The following is a 16,293-nucleotide window of genomic DNA, read 5'->3' as shown; positions in this document are numbered from 1 at the left end:
TCCTGTGTTTGTGTTCCAGGGCTGGTTGGCCCCGGAGATACTGTTGAATCAGAAGCCGGCTTTGATCCGTTCAAACTCCGCCAGCATTTTTGCCTCAAGCTCGGGGTTCACCGCATCAAAGAACAAACTGCCCTCGAAGAAGCTTTTTGGATCGGAGAAACCATAGGCTTCGATGTTGGCCTGATCGGCAACTTCGAACGCTTTTGCGTTCGAATGCGGGTAGCCCCAGTTGTCGATGATGTACTGACCGCTGGCCGGGTCGGTAAGCGCGTTCAACAGATCATAGACCTGATCGACCGGTGTCGTGGATGATTTCAGATGCACGTAGCCGCACGCCCAGGTCGCGATACCCTTGTCGACGTCTCGCATCATCGCGGCAGGCACCTCATTCCAGATCAGGTTTAGTTCTGACTGGTTCCAGGCCCAACCGAATTCGATCTCGCCGCTGGTCATGGCCTGGTCAAACTGACCTGCGTCGGACCAGTAAAAGCGCATGTTCGGGTGGATCGAGCGCAGGAAGTCAGACGCTTCCTTGAACTGCTCATCGCTCAAGTTGGTGTAGTCGTCAGCATTTCCAGTAGCCAGCGCCGCTAACGCATAAGCAGATGATGCGGCATCCGGGATAGCGATCTTACCGGCATAGGCCGGGTCGGCCAGCAATTGCAGTGAGATATCGTCCCCCGAGATCTTGTCGGTGCGATAGATAAGGCCCGTGTTCCCCCATTCGAACGGCAACATGTAAAGCTGGCCGTCCAGAACGATGGCGTCGACCTCCTTGATCTCGGGCAGCACATCCGCCCAATTGGTCAGCTTGCTTTCGTCCAGCGGCTGAATCAGATCGGCTGCGACCCATTTTCTGACCGCGTCGGAACAAGGATGCGCTAAATCAGCTGTAAATCCGGAGCTTAGCTTGGTAAAGGCTTCTTCCTGGCTACCGAAATAGGAATAGCTCGGTGCTTCATTCCCGTATTTTTCCATGTAGCTGGCAAAGAATCCCGGGTCTTCATATCCCGACCAGTCAAATACCGTCAGATCAGCTCCACCGGCGCTGGCGCTTCCTGTACTTATTGCCGTCGCACATGCGAAGGCCGCAATTCCCTGAAGTTTCAATTTTTTTCCTCCCATTGTCTTATTCTGTGTCAGTGCCAAGATCGATCACGCTGGCGCTTTGGACTCCCAGCCAAACTGCGTCGCCGCGATTGAAATCAACCGTGTGAAAGTAGTTCGGAACCGAGACCGAGATCGGCTTGTCGGTTTCCGCAACCTGAATGTGGTAGTGAATGTTCTCGCCATAGAAGGCGACGTTGCTGACTTTGCCCTGAACAGTTGATGGATAGTCTTCGGGTTTTTCAGAGGTGATTTCCAATTGTTCGGGTCGAATGCCGATGTTCATATCTCGGGCGCTGGTTGCGACGTTGGGGTTTTTTTCAATCTCCATTTGGCCAAAGGCCTTCGCGTCGACTGAAAGCGTATCGCCATTTTCCTCAAGCAACTGGGCAGGCAAAATGTTCATCTCACCGATGAAACTGGCAACCTGCTGATCGCAGGGCCGGGCGTAAAGCGTTGTTGGCGTATCCACCTGCTTTAGCCGCCCATTGAACATCACGCCAATGCGGTCAGACATTGTCATCGCCTCGTATTGGTCGTGTGTGACCATCACAAAGGTGATACCCAGCGATTGCTGCAGATTACGCATTTCAAATTGCATCTGCTCGCGCAGCTTCTTGTCCAAGGCCGACAAGGGCTCATCCAGCAACAATACTTTGGGTCGCATGATCAGCGCACGGGCGAGCGCCACCCTTTGCCGCTGCCCGCCTGACAGCTCACTTGCGCCGCGATCCTCAAGACCGCCCAGCTCGACCATTTCCAAGGCTTCGGCCACACGCTGGTCGATTTCGGCCTTCGGGGCCTTGCCACGTAATCCATAAGCCACGTTGTTTCCAACATTCAGGTGCGGGAAGATGGCGTAGCTCTGAAAAACCATGTTCGTCGGGCGGTTGTTGGCAGGCACACCATCCATATCCTGACCGTCGATCAGTACGGTGCCTTTGGTCGGCTCTTGGAAACCAGCGATCATCCGCAATACCGTGGTTTTGCCGCATCCCGATGGGCCGAGGAGTGAGAAAAACTCGCCTTCCTTGAGATCGAGGTCGATCCCGCTAGCCGCAAGAAAAGTGCCATAGCGTTTCTCGACGCCCCTGAGTTCGATGATGTTTTTTTCTGTCATTGGACCCCTGATGCGGATGAGCGGCGCCGGAAATACTCGGCCAGCACCAAAAGTAGAACCGATGAAAGCAGCAGGATAGAGCCTAAGGCCAAAACGTTTGGAAGCTTGGCGGGGAAACGAATCTGGCTCCAGATGTAGACTGGCAAGGTTGGTTGGTTGCCGGACAGGAAAAAGGCGAGCACGAACTCGTCGAAGCTGACTGTGAAAGTGACCAGCAAACTTGCGACGATACCCGGGGAAACGACCGGAAGCGTCACGCGGCGGAAGGTGTCGAACACGCCGACACCTAGATCGTATGATGCTTCCTCCAGCGACGCATCGAAGTCATCAAACGCAGACTTCAGGATCGAGACGGAAAACGGCAGCGCAAGAAATGTATGACCCAGAACGACGGTCAGCAAAGACGGCTTAAGACCGATAAACAAAAACAGAACCAGCATTGAAGAAGCGACGATAATGCCCGGTATAACCAAAGGCAGCATCACCAGACCTTCGGCAGCACGCTGACCCCGAAAACGGTACCGAACAAAGGCGCGGGCGGCGAACAATCCCATAGCGGTAGAAAGAAGTGCCACGACGGTGCCGACGCCAAGCGAATTCCAAAGGGCCTGGATCAAGGTATCCTGTTCGCCCAGCTTCCGATACCAGTCCAGCGTCCAGCCCTTGATGGGAAAAGCAACGATTGTGCCGCTGTTGAATGAAAACAAGGGCAGAAAAAGGACCGGCAGGTAAAGAAAAACCAAATACAGAAAGGCGTAGGCTGTCAGGGTCGAAGGGCGTCTCATCTTATCCGCCTCCCTAGCCGGGTGGCGGTAATTACAAACACTATAGCGACAAAGCCAACCGATAGCATCGCGATCAGTGAAAGGGTGGCGCCGAGTGGCCAGTTGTTGGCGGCCCCGAACTGCACCTGAATAAGGTTGGCGATCATCTTTCCATCCGACCCGCCAACCAGTGCCGGGGTCACATAGTCACCTACCGTGGGAATAAATATGATCAGACAAGCAGCAATGATCCCCGGGATGGTTAGTGGCAGCGTCACCCGCATGAAGCGTTGAAAAGGGCTGTTACCGAGGTCGGTGGCGGCTTCTAGTAAGCTCGGATCGATCTTCTGCAATGAGACATAGATCGGCAGGATCGCAAATGGCGCCCAAGCATGGGCAAGCGTCAGCACGACTGCAAATTCATTGTAGAGAAGGAAGTCGAGCGGTTCGTCGATCAGACCAAGCATCAGCAGTGCAGAATTCATTACGCCGTTGAACCCCAGGATGAGTTTCCACGCAAATACACGCAGGAGGTAGCTAGACCAGAATGGAATGGTGATGAGCAGAAGCCAGATGGTCTTTTTACGGGCCTTCATCGCGATGAAATAAGCGATGGGATATGCCAGTGCGACAGTAACTGCTGTAACTGCTCCGGCAATCCAGATCGACCTTAGCATTAAGTGTCTAACCAGAGGATCAGCAAACGCGTCGCTATAGTTTTTTAGTGTCCGCGTCTTGTCGAGCGTTACGTAGGTTTGCGTCCAGAACGAATAGGCGATCAGGATCAACAACGGAGCCGCCACCAGAAAGCCCACATAAGCCGTGGCTGGTGCGCTGAGGGTATAGCCCCGGGATGCTTCGCTACGAAAGATTACCCAAACTCCCATCCGGATTTTCACGAGTCACTAATGGACGATCGTCCATTAAATGTTGCGCCAGAACGGTCTTTCGTGTCAATCTTCCTGTGAGAAAGACTTGAGTGATGCTATCAAGGAAATGGAATTATTGAATAAAGTGGAAAACGTTAGAGGAAGAAAACGTGGCTCGAAACGTGATCCAGATGCCAGTAAGCAACTTCTGATCAAGGCGACTCTGGACTCTATCGCGGATATTGGAGTCACCGAGACGACGGTCAGCTGCATCTGCGAGCGTTCTGGTTTGTCACGCGGAATGATCCATTTGCATTTCGGCGGGAAGGACAATTTGCTGACGGCAGCAGCCCAGCATTTCAGTGCCCAATATTATTCCGAGATGGACAAAATGACCGATCTGGGCTCGGATGCATCGCCCGAAGACCGAGTGATGGCTGTGATCGAGGCGGATCTGTCCGAAGCACTGCTCAATCCAAGAAGTACAAAAATCTGGCATGCATTTCGCGGCATCGCGAGCTCACACCCAGGCATTGCCCGCTACAGCAGCACTCAGGATCAAAAACTTGTCGAGACATTGCGGCTTGCGTTTAAGGAGATAGCTCAAAAAAACGAGCGTGACCCAAACTTGGTGGACGATGCCACTGCCGGAACGCTGGCTTTGCTGGAAGGTATGTGGGTCAATTACCTAACAGATATGCAGGGTTTTTCACGACGACGCTCTGTTGATCTTATCAGACGTTTCTTGTGCGGACTTTTCCCCGAAAAATTTAAATTGTGAGATTTCGGGACGCTCAGATTTGAGACAGAAAAACAGCATGTTCTTGGAAAGCCGACTGCTGGTATTGGCGAATTCCCTGGCGTCTAAATGCAACACCCCCGTGCATAGGACGAAATCCAACGCCCGCTTTCCCCCGAAGAAAGGTTTCCATTGCACGTGCAGCGAAAGACCGCTTTCCGCCCTTTTGTTGAAAAACAACGCATTGCTATCGCTGAATGAAAGGCGCTGAACGAAGCGTGAGTGCCTGCTCCGGCTTTTCATGTTTGCCGCCGTGCAGGAAAGATCTTGGCCACTTTACGAAGGTTTTAATTGGTGGCGGCAAGGCGGGATTCGTCTTTTTCGCCGCATGGGCCGCGTAATCGGAGGCGTCCCAGTCCGTCCGTCGCCTGGAGCTTTGAGACAGAAGTCGGCCTGAGTTAAAAGAGGATCGACCTATCTGTTTGGTATAAGAAACCGCCAGACACTCACCCTCTTTGCAACATTGGCCAAGTTACTAAGGCAAATTTCTGTTGTGGATACAATCCGGGATGCAAAAATTCGAACTTGACCCCATGCTCTCTCCATTTTACTTATATAAATGATATATATCAAGGACTTAACATGGCATCCCACCACCCCAGCCAGATCATCAGAACATGGAATGACAGCAGGCGCTTGGGTCACCGATACCCCAGAAATGCCCCAGTTTATGCCCCAGTGGTTTCGGGTGCTACGGGTGTTGAGGGTGGGCCCTCAGAGGTCGTTGAAGGCACATGCCACGGGTTATAGTCGATCGCGACCGACGCCGTTCGCCCAGAAGTCCCGTTCGTCGCGCTTGTTATCCGCCGCCGACCCCTCAATCAGGTGCTCAGGACGGACGCAGCGCTCGTTATGACAGCGATGACGAACCACCGTCGCCTCATCGATCACCGCCCGGTTAACCACGCAGTAAACGAACCGCGCAGAGGCCACTTGGCGGTGCTTGAACCGTGTTTTCGGTCGTCCCTGCGTCGAGGTCACCCAGCACCCGGGCTCATTTCCAACGCGATGCAAGCGAACGGACTTAACTGTTCCTCTTAGGCGCTGATTGTCGACCAACAGATGCAACCCACCTTCGGCGAATTGCCCCAGCCCATTGGGATCGTTCATGACAGCTTGCAAGTCGACAAAGTGGACCAACTGACCGTCGCTCATGGCATTGGTCGTGAATGGTGCAGCATCCGGCAAGGCATCACCATTCTGATCACCGACCTTATTTGCAACCAGATAAGGCATAGGCGTGCGCATGTAGATACGTAGGCCGTCTTCGGAATGCTCGACATGCGAAATTCGAACGTTGAGGTTAAGCAAAAAATGCGCCGAGGCTGACAGCGTCAGTGACAAAAGCACTCCGACAAACAGAGCGCCGAAAGCAAAAACCTTTGGTTTTAAACGCTCATGCATTTGGATCGCGAGCCTCGATTACAGTTAATCCATCCAGCTTCCAATGGCCTGACTCAGGTATGACCTCCGCCAGCACCCGAAACGTAACGGCGCGCATATGGGCGTGCCCCCAATGACCGCCTTGTGCTTTCACTGTCCATTTGGTCAGGGCACTAAATCCTCCCGGCTTGAGGGTCGGGTTAATGCGCTCCAATTTCAGGTCGCTGATATCAGTAACCGTTGCAAGACTGCCTCCTGGCGTTCGGATCGCGAGACCACGTTCAACCTCTGTTGCGATGTCACCCAGAGACGCTTCCGTCACAATATGTGCCAGCTCTGACTTTCTTGCGGCCGGCGAAACTTCCAGAGTCACCGTGCTCAAGTTCTCGACCATTGAGCGCAGTATATCTTCCGCAACCTGTTGCTCAGGGGGCTCGGGCTTATTCCAGGGTAATTCCGGCAAATATCCCGAAAATACAAACGTTGCCGAAGCAGCGGCAACCATAGTCACGCAACTGGTACGCTTTGCGACTTTGCCTCTGGCTAGCAGGAGAAAACAGAGTGAGGCGGCACTGATAATCCCGGCGATCAAAGCCACGGCCGGGTTCTGCCGTTTCTGCTGTTCAACTGGAATCTGAGTAACAGATGCTCTTTGGTATTGGAGTAGGTGGTTCTGCCAGTGAAACTGGGGGTCCGCTGGTGTTACAGCTCCAAAGAACGGCCCGGCGATATCGTTTGAAATGGTCGCAACGCGGGAAATTTCCTCGTCAAACATATCCCATGTGACTGTCACCTGATCGGGAAGTTCTGCCGATGAGAAAGACAGGATGGCGCCGATAAATGCATTGTTCACGGACACTTCCTTTTCAGGCTCGACAACCTGAAAACCCTGCGATGTTAGCTCGAGGAGTTTTGCGGTTGCGTTTGACGGTTGCACTGATTTGCCGTCAATTGTCACCGGGTTACGTGAAGCCAGGAAGGACGCCGCCTCGTTTACGATCAAGGCGCTGCGCTGTGGCGAAAGCATTTGACCCACTTCCGTGGTTTCATCAATCCAAGGCGCTAGTTCACGCAAGCGGATCAGTGTTTCATGACGAACTTCACGAGGTTCGATGTAAAGAAAGGTGGATGTCCCGTCCTGCGCTTTTCGGTTCAGGCTTTCAGCAGAAAAGCGGCTATCCCAAGGATCAGGCCAGTGAATCTTTAACTCTGCTGGCTTTGACAAGAAGCTGAAATCCGTGACCGGAACCTTACGGTCAAAAACCTGCATCCCGATAGTCGCAAGTGGTTCACCATCCCGCGATGGCGGCACTATGGTCAGCTCCTTGGGAACTAAGTCTTGAAACGGAAAGAACACTTCCGCGAATAAAACGCGCGGATCTTTTGGCGGGCTGGGAACAACTTGCCCCGAGAATGGATCGCGCTGACCTGCAAGCGGCGCGGCCCGGTCTATGCGCGTTCGGTATTCCACCTTTCTGATATCAGCCTTTAGGACCCGTTCGTCGCCTGCAACAATCGAAAGCGTCCGGCTTTCGGCTTGCGCATAACCTTGATTGGTATCTTGTTCAGCCTCCGGCTCACCCCCGACGAAATCTGATGACCATCCTATTGGCAACATATCCGCAAAGAACGGAATATCTTCGACATAGATCTCAAGGTCGACGTAGACCCCATCCTCTTTGACATGAAGGACAGCAATATTGGGGGCAACTTCTGAACCGTTTGTCAGAACGACATCCGCCGAAACGGCCTGTGCACCTGAGGCCATCAGGCCCAGCATCAGGAATAGTCGGTACAGGTACTGCCAAATCGGAATTTTGTTCACCCTGAAGGTTAATTATCCGGCATTGGCGGTGGGGTGTAACCCTCCCATTTTCCCGCATTGACTTTGTCAGACGGCTCTTTTTCTTTTGAACGCGGGGCATTGATGTACTCGTCGCTCACAGCGGGTGGCAACGCATAGTCATCAACACTCGCTTCCCGAACAACGATCTGGTCCTTGGTCACGTTGATCACCTGTAGATCTCGTGCGAGCGTCAGAGGCCCATCGTAAGTCGAACGGACGCCTTCCAAAATCGCCTGATAATTTTCTGGTGAAAGAACAGAGTGATATCCGAGGGCCATACGCGGCTCGACCGCAGACATGACTTTGCCAAAGGCCGCAGGTTCGGTATGAACGCGCGTAGCTACATAGGTAGCCTGTTTCATGTCCCACCCGAAATACGGGGCCAAAGCATCAGGTGGAAGAAACGCCTCGTGAGAAGCGATGTCCGCCCCTTTGGCATATTCTACATACCATTTGTTTGGGTAAGTATCTCCGCCAAAGACGTATTTCAGTCCATTCCATTCCAGAGAATAACTTACCGAGCCATCTAAGCTGTGGATCGCAGGCCAAGACCGGATCGTGACGTCGTTCTCCTGATAAACGATCTCGTTTTCCTGCATGTAATCGAATTCAGTGACTTCAAGCTTGGCGCCGTCATCGGGCAGTGCGCCCGTTCGCGTGGCCAAGTCCCAGGCGTAAGCTTTGGACATGCCATCAACATAGGCTTTAGTGCCCAGTTCATCTTCTGATCCGGACGGGCCGAAGATGCGGAGCGGGGTATATCTGCCTGAAAGCCACCCCCCAACGTGGAGGCCCATGAAATCTCCAACGTGGTCAACATGCAAATGGCTGAAGAAGACCTTGTCGATCTTCGCAAAGTCCGGTCGCAGCGAGAACAGGTTTCCCGTTGCGCCAGTTCCTACGTCAAAAAGAAAAACGTCCCCATTCCCAAGTTCCACAAAAAACGAAATCGAGACGGCTGCCTTGGTTTGGTTTGGCATACCCGTCCCCAATGCCGTGATACGCATTTCATCCGTGCCAAGGATTTCAGTGTTGGGAAAGTATGACGCTGGATAAACACCATTTTCTATTGCAGAAGCAGTTCGACCAGTCGGCAGAGCATTTTGCGCTGAAGCGGTGCCAGCCAACGACAAACCCAAAGCCAATAATGCGCCAGTCGTGGAATTCATAATGCTTTTCATTGATCCCCCCATTTCTGCATGGCGTTTCTGAGAGCACGATGTCGTGAACTCCCAGTTGCCCATAGACTCCTCTACGGTATGACCATAGACTACTCTATGTCAAATAATGACTGCTATAATCTGAATGTCAGAAACTGCCACCCGAGCCTCACCCAAAAACGCCGCGACCAAGGAAGACTGGATATTGCTGGCCTACAAAGTCCTCAACGAGGGTGGCGTTTCCGCGATAAAAGTCGTGCCAATGGCAAAGCGACTGAACCTGACAAGCGGTAGCTTTTACTGGCATTTCAAGAACGTCCGAGAGCTTTTGGATGAGGTTCTCAGATATTGGGAGCAGGAACTGACTGACAAAGTGATCGCACAGGCAAAGACATTTGGCGGTCCCCCGGAAGACCGCATTCTTCTTCTTATGAAAAAGGTCATAGAAGAGGACGCCGCCTTGCCGGATCACGCTGTCTCAGTGTGGGCGAACACCGATGAGAAGGTAAAAGAATCGTATCAAAGAACCATCGGCAAACGGTTCCACTTCGCCGCCTGGATGTTTGAACAGGCCGGGTTTTCGAAAGAAGAAGCAAAAGCGCGTGGAAGATTGATGGTGACTTCGCTAATGGGAGACTCTTCGACCGGTCTGAAAACGCAAGGCGATTGGGAAAAGGTTATAGAACGGGAACACGCAATTCTTGTCGGAAAGTAGAAGATAGAACAAGAAAGTTGCCCGGCATTGTAAGCTTGCTCGAAACGGACAGACAATTTTTAATTGCCCTGTAGAAACAGCTCACGCAACAATGCCAGAAGCCGACGTTCAGTCTGTGACCATCAAGGTCCGCTTCGTCCGCACAGCGGCCACTGATGCACTGCGCAGCGAACGACCGCATTGAGCCCATGGCAGACATTGTTCAATGTGTTCGACAACCTCATGTTTTACGAAAGTGACAAGTCACCGCGTTAGTACTAGGTTGAGACATAAATATTCAAATGTTTAACTGCCCAGTTTCTCAGCTTCACCCAGCGCGAGTTTCATATGTCCAAGTTCAAATTTCCTACCGCCTTTACCATTCTGTTCATACTGATTGCCGTCGTGGCCGCCCTTACATGGGTTATTCCGGCCGGTGAGTACGACCGTCAGATGAACGAAGCTCTGGGCAGCGAAGCGCCTGTCCCGGGCACCTACCACGAAGTCGAGCCGAACCCCCAAGGACTTACGGCAGTTATCCTTGCCCCGATTGCAGGTATGTACGATCCCGGTCTTCTGGGAAGTTCATCCAGCGCGGCGATTGATGTCGCTTTGTTTGTTTTAGTCATCGGCGGTTTCCTGATGGTTGTAACCAAGACAGGAGCTATCGACGCCGGCATCGGTTGGTTGCTGCACAGGTTGGCCGGGCGGGAAATCCTGATGATCCCAATCCTGATGGTCGCCTTTGCCTTTGGCGGGACAAGCTATGGCATGGCGGAAGAATCCCTGGCGTTCTACGCTCTGATTATTCCGGTCTTTATTCGGGCAGGGTACGACTCCTTGACCGGGGTCGCGGTGATCATGCTTGGCGCAGGCATTGGGACCCTGGGCTCAACCTTCAACGCATTTGCAACAGTTGTTGCCTCGCAAGGTGCGGGTATTCCGTTCACTAACGGGATCGTTCTTAGGTTCATTATCCTTATTCTTTGTCTTGCTGCAGGCATCGCATTCGTCATGCGATACGCATCACGCGTGAAAGCCGACCCGTCATTGTCCGTGGTGGCCGATCAGGTCGAGGAAAACCGGGCGCATTTCCTAAAGGGTTTGGAAAGCAATGATACGTTCCCCGAGATGACCAAGACGCGTTCGATCATTCTGGTTCTTTTCGGGATTACCTTCGCCATTATGATCTATGGTGTTGTCGCGCTGGGGTGGTGGATGGCGGAAATGTCCGGTCTCTTCCTGGTGATGTCCATCATCGTTTGGTGGGTCGGGAAAACGGATGAAGGGTCTAGAATGGACGAAGGGACTTTTGTGGAAACCTTCGTCGACGGAGCGCGCGATTTGCTGGGCGTTGCCCTGATCATTGGCGTCGCGCGCGGCGTGGTCGTGATTATGGACGCGGGCAAAATCACCGACACAATCCTCGCCGGAGCCGAGGGGTTTGTCTCGGGGCTGAGCGAGTTCGCCTTTATCAACGCGATGTTTGGCATTCAGATCTTGATGTCATTCCTGGTGCCGTCCTCGTCTGGGCTGGCCACGCTTTCGATGCCGATCATGGCGCCACTGGCAGACTTTGCAGGCGTCGGTCGTGACCTTGTGGTTACTGCGTACCAGTCAGCAAACGGATGGGTGAACCTGTTCAACCCGACATTTGCCGTCGTCATGGGTGGGCTAGCCATTGGCCGTGTCTCCTATGACCGGTGGCTACGTTTTGTTTTCCCGCTGCTCGTAATTCTGGCCGTGATCATCTGCGCCGCACTTACCGTTGGGGCCATAACTGATCCGGGGATCGACGGGCCCACAACCGAGACTTCAGACACAACATCGAACTGAGCCGTCGCAATGACCGACCGCTCCGCTCCAGAGACGACTTCGACATCGGGTGCGCTAGGGCTGACGGCCTGTATCGCTTTGGTTGTCGGAAACATGATCGGGTCGGGAGTGTTCCTTCTACCAGCGTCACTTGCACCGTACGGGCCAATCGCAATTGGTGGGTGGATTCTGACTTCGGCAGGGGCGCTTGTTCTCGCGATCATTTTCGGAAGGCTGTCTCGCGTCGTTTCGAAACCCGGTGGCCCCTATGCCTATTCGCAAGAAGCATTCGGAGACTTTGCAGGCTTCATAATTGCCTGGGGGTACTGGATCGCACTTTGGACTGGGAACGCAGCTGTTGCTGTCGCGTTGGTGGGATATCTGGGATTCCTGTTCCCGATTATCATCGAAGTGCCAATGTACGGCCTATCGACCGCGTTGGTTGCAATCTGGACGCTCACCTTGGTTAACATCCGAGGGGTCGAAGGGGCTGGTTTGGTTCAGATCGTGACCACCGTGCTCAAGCTCGCTCCGCTGATATTGATTGGCATATTGGGTATCTTCTGGATCAACACTGAGAACTATGTTCCGGTCAATCAAAGCGGCACCACGGCGTTTACGGCGATTTCCGCCGCGGCTGCTCTGACGCTTTGGGCTTACTTGGGCCTTGAATCTGCAACAGTTCCCTCTGGCGATGTTATCGAGCCGGAAAAGACCATTCCACGCGCCACCGTGATCGGCGTGATTATCGCGGCAAGCGTCTATATCTCGGTAACCGCCGTTTCGATGGGCGTCATTCCTGCCGAGTTGCTCGCTGTTTCCGCCGCACCTCTGGCAGCCGTCGGTGAGGTGATGTTTGGTCCCGTTGGTGGTGTCCTTGTTGCAGTGGGTGCGGTGATTTCGACCTTTGGCACTTTGAACGGCTTTACACTGCTCAGTGGCCAGGTCCCTTACGGTGCTGCCTTGGATCGCGTCTTCCCTGCAGCCTTGGGCCAAAAATCCAAATTTGGAACGCCAGCCAATGCGTTAATCCTGTCAAATGCGCTGGCTTCGGTTCTGATCATCATGAACTATGCGCAAGGGCTGGTCGCCGCATTCAACTTTGTCATTCTGCTCGCCGTTGTCGCCAGCCTGTTGCCTTATGCCATCTGCTCTGTGGCGGAGATTATGATCCGGCTGAAAGGCGGGCAGGTCCTGCACGGCCCGGAATTGGCCAAGGTCGTCGTGCTGGGCGCACTTGGGTTCATTTATTCGGTCTGGGCCTTCATTGGCTCAGGCGCTGAAACCGTTTTGGTTGGCTCGGTCCTGTTGCTTATGGGCGTGCCAATCCATGTCTGGGTCCGCTGGAGTCAGGCCAATGATATTGAAGACATTCAGAAAACCGATAGTTCGAAAGGAGAGTTGCAATGAAGCTCGGTGTTCATTCCGAGATCGGAAAGCTCAACAAGGTGATCGTCTCGCGCCCTTCACTGGCGCATGATCGTCTGACACCACGAAACTGCGAAGAGCTTTTGTTCGATGACGTGATCTGGGTCGAGCAGGCCCGCAAGGACCACGCAGAATTCTGTTCCCTGATGCGGGAACGCGGGGTCGAGGTCTACGATATTCAGGATCTGCTCGCCCAAGCTATCGCAGACGACCCCGCAGCGCGCGCCTTCCTGCTGGACCGTCTGATCACGCCCAACATGGTCGGCTTGGGCTTTTCCGTAGAAATGCGTGCCTGGTTGGACGAGATGGATGCCAAGCTGCTTGCTCGCCATATGCTTGGCGGCATCATCTTTGCAGACCTGCCCAAGGGTATGATCGACGAACAGTTCGGTGATCTGGTTTCTCTGGGCGACTTCATCCTTCCCGCCATCCCCAACGCGCAGTTCCAGCGCGACCCCTCTTGCTGGATTTTCGATGGCGTGACGACGAACCCGATGTTCTGGCCTGCTCGTAAGCCAGAAACCCTGATCATGCGTACGGTGTATCGCCACCATAAGATGTTCAAGGACGCCGAGTTCGAGTTCTGGTGGGGCGATAGCGACGACGATTTCGGCCTCGCTTCGGTTGAGGGTGGCGACGTTCAACCGGTGGGCAACGGCACTGTCTTCATAGGTATGGGCGAGCGCACAACCCGGCAGGCCGTCGCTCAGGTTGCGGAAGCGCTGTTCACGAAGGGCGGCGCCGAACGTGTCGTCGCCTGTGCCATGCCAAAAAGCCGCGCGGCCATGCATCTGGATACCGTCTTCACTTGCCTTGACCATGACAAAGTTACTGCATTCTCGGAAGTTGCGGACCAGATCACCTGCATCTCGATCCGTCCGGGTGACCGTGGAGATTTGGATATCCACGTTGAAAAAGGGCACCTGTTCGACGTCTACAAAGAGGCCCTTGGGCTGAACTCGCTGGAAGTCATCTCGACCGGTGGCAACGAATTCCAGGCCGAGCGCGAACAATGGGATGACGGGAATAACGTCGTCGCCCTCTCGCCCGGCGTGGTCGTCGGCTATGCGCGCAACACGTTTACGAACGGCAAGATGCGCGCAGCTGGTGTCGATGTGATCGAAATCTCAGGCCAGGAACTTGGTCGCGGCCGCGGCGGTGGCCACTGCATGACCTGCCCGATCGACCGCGACCCCGCCTATTGAATTTACCAAGGGCGCGCGCCCTTGCGCCCACTGATTTTTTGTTAGGGAGAGACAAAATGGCATTCAATCTAAAAGGCCGTAGCTATCTGAAAATTGCCGATTTCAGCCAGCGTGAAATGCTGTACCTGCTGGATCTGGCCCGTGACCTGAAACGCGCGAAATATGCCCGCGCCGAACAGCCCTCGCTGACCGGCAAGAACATTTGCCTGATCTTCGAGAAAACGTCGACCCGTACCCGCTGTGCATTTGAAGTGGCCGCCTACGATCAGGGTGCAAACATCACCTATCTCGATCCGTCGGGATCGCAGATCGGGCACAAAGAGTCGATGAAAGACACTGCCCGCGTTTTGGGCCGCATGTTCGACGGGATCGAATTCCGCGGTGCGGGTCAGGACATGGTTGAGACGCTGTCTGAATATGCCGGTGTTCCGGTCTATAACGGCCTGACGGATGACTGGCATCCGACCCAGATGCTTGCCGATATGCAGACCATGATCGAGCACGCCGACAAACCCCGCAAGGACATTGTTTATGCATACTCGGGCGATTGTCGGTCGAACATGGGCAACTCGCTGCTGATGTTGGGCGCGATCATGGGCTGCGACGTGCGGATGATTTCGCCGAAAGAAACCCAGCCCCATGACGATGTGCGCGAATTGGCGATAGAGCGGGCTGAAAAGACCGGCGCACGTGTGACCATCACGGACGATACCTCGGCCGTAGAGGGCGCGGATTTCATTCATACCGATGTCTGGGTGTCGATGGGTGAGCCTAAAGAAGTCTGGGCTGAGCGGATCAAGCTGCTGAGCCCTTATCAGGTCAACATGGATCTGATGAAGAAAACCGGCAATCCAGCCGTCAAGTTCATGCACTGCCTACCCGCCTTCCACAATCTGGAGACCAAGGTCGGTCAGGACATTCACGAACAGTTTGGCATCACCGAGATGGAAGTCACCGAGGAGGTTTTCGAAAGTGATATGAATATCGCGTTCGAGCAAGCCGAAAACCGGATGCACACGATCAAAGCGATCCTCGTCGCGACATTGGGAGCCTGATCCATGGGACGCGTTGTTGTAGCACTTGGCGGCAACGCGCTTCTCAAACGGGGGGAGGCGATGACGGCGGACAATCAGCGCAAGAACGCAAAGATTGCCGCCGAAGCCCTCGCCCCGCTCTGCGAAGCGCACGAAATCGTCATCACTCATGGCAATGGTCCGCAGGTCGGGATGCTGGCCCTGCAAGAGATCATGTATACGGATGTCGAGGAATACCCGCTGGACGTGCTGGTGGGCGAGACGATGGGGATGATTGGCTACATGATCGAGCAGGAGCTTGGGAACATCCTGCCTTTTGAGCATCACATCGCCACCCTCTTGACCATGATCGAGGTCGATCCGAGCGACCCGGCCTTTGACAATCCGACCAAGTTCATCGGGCAGGTTTATTCCGAAGCGGACGCCAAGAAAGAGGCGGCTGACAAGGGCTGGACGGTGAAACCAGATGGCGAGTACTGGCGGCGCGTGGTGCCCTCGCCCCGCCCGAAACGTATCTTTCAGGTCGAACCAATCCGTTGGATCCTGGATAAGGGCGCGACCGTGATCGCTGCTGGCGGAGGCGGCATCCCGACGATGTACCAGGCAGGCGCAGAACGGAAACTGGTCGGGGTCGAAGCCGTAATCGACAAGGATTTCGCCTCGTGCCTACTGGCGCAGAACCTTGGCGCAGATTTCTTTGTCATCGCTACAGATGCAGAAGCCGTGTTCCTGAACTGGGGAACGCCTGACCAAAAAGGTATTCGGTTGATCACCCCCGACGCGTTGGATGAGTACGACTTCCCCGCTGGATCAATGGGTCCCAAGGTGCAGTCCGCACAAGACTTTGTGCGATCCTCGGGCGGTCGGGCCGTTATTTGCGCGCTTGCTGACGTTCCTGCAGCCGTTCGCGGTGAAAAAGGTACGACGGTATCGCTAGAGGCGGGGGAAACACAGTTTCACTAGGCCCGAAGAATAGGCTTTGTTGATTGTAATGCCTTCTATGGGACACCGGGGTCGACACTGCGCGCTGCGCGTCACTAGATCGTGCGTATGGGTTATCAGGCCATAA

The 16,293-nt window shown here is 54.2% G+C and carries 14 protein-coding genes; 7 read left to right on the top strand and 7 right to left on the bottom strand.

What is annotated here, in order from left to right; translation table 11 throughout:
• Positions 1-48: 48 nt before the first annotated feature.
• Genes GOX73_RS11055 through GOX73_RS11040 form a run of 4 tightly spaced genes read right to left on the bottom strand, consistent with a single transcriptional unit; the run spans position 49 to position 3,878 of the window.
• Positions 49-1,110, bottom strand: a complete 1,062-nt coding sequence (locus GOX73_RS11055; RefSeq protein WP_234899375.1) for an extracellular solute-binding protein — start codon at positions 1,108-1,110, stop codon at positions 49-51.
• 19 nt (positions 1,111-1,129) lie between these two features.
• Entirely contained in the window at positions 1,130-2,227 is a 1,098-nt protein-coding gene (locus GOX73_RS11050; RefSeq protein ID WP_171125944.1) for an ABC transporter ATP-binding protein, read from the bottom strand.
• Positions 2,224-3,012 (bottom strand): ABC transporter permease, encoded by a 789-nt coding sequence (locus GOX73_RS11045; protein WP_170752062.1) that lies wholly within the window; start codon positions 3,010-3,012, stop codon positions 2,224-2,226. The genes GOX73_RS11050 and GOX73_RS11045 overlap by 4 nt, the downstream gene beginning before the upstream one ends.
• Entirely contained in the window at positions 3,009-3,878 is an 870-nt protein-coding gene (locus GOX73_RS11040) for an ABC transporter permease (RefSeq protein WP_171125946.1), read from the bottom strand. The genes GOX73_RS11045 and GOX73_RS11040 overlap by 4 nt, the downstream gene beginning before the upstream one ends.
• A gap of 88 nt (positions 3,879-3,966) precedes the next feature.
• Here GOX73_RS11040 and GOX73_RS11035 point away from each other — a divergent pair, with 88 nt between their 5' ends.
• Positions 3,967-4,641: a TetR family transcriptional regulator C-terminal domain-containing protein gene (locus tag GOX73_RS11035; RefSeq protein WP_254428729.1), complete on the top strand. Its 675-nt coding sequence runs from the start codon at positions 3,967-3,969 to the stop codon at positions 4,639-4,641.
• 762 nt (positions 4,642-5,403) lie between these two features.
• Here GOX73_RS11035 and GOX73_RS11030 read toward each other — a convergent pair.
• The 3 genes from GOX73_RS11030 to gntH all read right to left on the bottom strand — a co-directional run bounded on the left by GOX73_RS11030 (position 5,404) and on the right by gntH (position 9,069).
• Positions 5,404-6,063 (bottom strand): HNH endonuclease, encoded by a 660-nt coding sequence (locus tag GOX73_RS11030; protein ID WP_171125948.1) that lies wholly within the window; start codon positions 6,061-6,063, stop codon positions 5,404-5,406.
• A complete protein-coding gene (locus GOX73_RS11025) occupies positions 6,056-7,513 on the bottom strand; it encodes a hypothetical protein (RefSeq protein WP_171134893.1) in 1,458 nt (485 codons plus the stop codon). The genes GOX73_RS11030 and GOX73_RS11025 overlap by 8 nt, the downstream gene beginning before the upstream one ends.
• Before the next feature lie 362 nt (positions 7,514-7,875).
• Entirely contained in the window at positions 7,876-9,069 is a 1,194-nt protein-coding gene (gene gntH, locus GOX73_RS11020) for a guanitoxin biosynthesis MBL fold metallo-hydrolase GntH (RefSeq protein ID WP_171125953.1), read from the bottom strand.
• A gap of 124 nt (positions 9,070-9,193) precedes the next feature.
• On the opposite strand from gntH, the gene GOX73_RS11015 reads away from it, so the two are divergent.
• From GOX73_RS11015 to arcC, 6 genes are all read left to right on the top strand, one after another.
• Positions 9,194-9,763: a TetR/AcrR family transcriptional regulator gene (locus tag GOX73_RS11015; RefSeq protein WP_170773681.1), complete on the top strand. Its 570-nt coding sequence runs from the start codon at positions 9,194-9,196 to the stop codon at positions 9,761-9,763.
• A 327-nt stretch (positions 9,764-10,090) separates the two neighbouring features.
• The gene (locus GOX73_RS11010) at positions 10,091-11,578 is read left to right on the top strand and encodes a YfcC family protein (RefSeq protein ID WP_170654237.1); all 1,488 of its coding nucleotides are present in this window, start codon (positions 10,091-10,093) and stop codon (positions 11,576-11,578) included.
• A gap of 9 nt (positions 11,579-11,587) precedes the next feature.
• Positions 11,588-12,967, top strand: coding sequence for an amino acid permease (locus GOX73_RS11005; protein ID WP_171125955.1), 1,380 nt, complete (start codon positions 11,588-11,590; stop codon positions 12,965-12,967).
• Positions 12,964-14,190, top strand: a complete 1,227-nt coding sequence (locus GOX73_RS11000) for an arginine deiminase (RefSeq protein WP_170654233.1) — start codon at positions 12,964-12,966, stop codon at positions 14,188-14,190. The genes GOX73_RS11005 and GOX73_RS11000 overlap by 4 nt, the downstream gene beginning before the upstream one ends.
• Before the next feature lie 56 nt (positions 14,191-14,246).
• Positions 14,247-15,245 carry an ornithine carbamoyltransferase gene (gene argF, locus GOX73_RS10995; RefSeq protein WP_170654231.1) on the top strand — a complete coding sequence of 333 codons (999 nt, stop codon included), beginning with the start codon at positions 14,247-14,249 and terminating at the stop codon, positions 15,243-15,245.
• A 3-nt stretch (positions 15,246-15,248) separates the two neighbouring features.
• Positions 15,249-16,187 carry a carbamate kinase gene (arcC, locus tag GOX73_RS10990; protein WP_171125957.1) on the top strand — a complete coding sequence of 313 codons (939 nt, stop codon included), beginning with the start codon at positions 15,249-15,251 and terminating at the stop codon, positions 16,185-16,187.
• Positions 16,188-16,293 lie beyond the last annotated feature (106 nt).

Origin of the sequence: Ruegeria sp. HKCCD7221 (assembly GCF_013031225.1) — a bacterium.
Taxonomy (GTDB): domain Bacteria; phylum Pseudomonadota; class Alphaproteobacteria; order Rhodobacterales; family Rhodobacteraceae; genus Ruegeria.
This window is presented reverse-complemented; position numbering and strand designations above follow the sequence as displayed.

What these genes read in the sequence shown, in the direction of transcription:
- GOX73_RS11050 (WP_171125944.1), bottom strand. Translation starts at nt 2,227, where the DNA reads ATGACAGAAAAAAACATCATCGAACTCAGGGGCGTCGAGAAACGCTAT.
- GOX73_RS11045 (WP_170752062.1), bottom strand. Translation starts at nt 3,012, where the DNA reads ATGAGACGCCCTTCGACCCTGACAGCCTACGCCTTTCTGTATTTGGTT.
- GOX73_RS11040 (WP_171125946.1), bottom strand. Translation starts at nt 3,878, where the DNA reads ATGGGAGTTTGGGTAATCTTTCGTAGCGAAGCATCCCGGGGCTATACC.
- GOX73_RS11030 (WP_171125948.1), bottom strand. Translation starts at nt 6,063, where the DNA reads ATGCATGAGCGTTTAAAACCAAAGGTTTTTGCTTTCGGCGCTCTGTTT.
- gntH (WP_171125953.1), bottom strand. Translation starts at nt 9,069, where the DNA reads ATGAAAAGCATTATGAATTCCACGACTGGCGCATTATTGGCTTTGGGT.
- GOX73_RS11015 (WP_170773681.1), top strand. Translation starts at nt 9,194, where the DNA reads ATGTCAGAAACTGCCACCCGAGCCTCACCCAAAAACGCCGCGACCAAG.
- GOX73_RS11010 (WP_170654237.1), top strand. Translation starts at nt 10,091, where the DNA reads ATGTCCAAGTTCAAATTTCCTACCGCCTTTACCATTCTGTTCATACTG.
- GOX73_RS11005 (WP_171125955.1), top strand. Translation starts at nt 11,588, where the DNA reads ATGACCGACCGCTCCGCTCCAGAGACGACTTCGACATCGGGTGCGCTA.
- GOX73_RS11000 (WP_170654233.1), top strand. Translation starts at nt 12,964, where the DNA reads ATGAAGCTCGGTGTTCATTCCGAGATCGGAAAGCTCAACAAGGTGATC.
- argF (WP_170654231.1), top strand. Translation starts at nt 14,247, where the DNA reads ATGGCATTCAATCTAAAAGGCCGTAGCTATCTGAAAATTGCCGATTTC.
- arcC (WP_171125957.1), top strand. Translation starts at nt 15,249, where the DNA reads ATGGGACGCGTTGTTGTAGCACTTGGCGGCAACGCGCTTCTCAAACGG.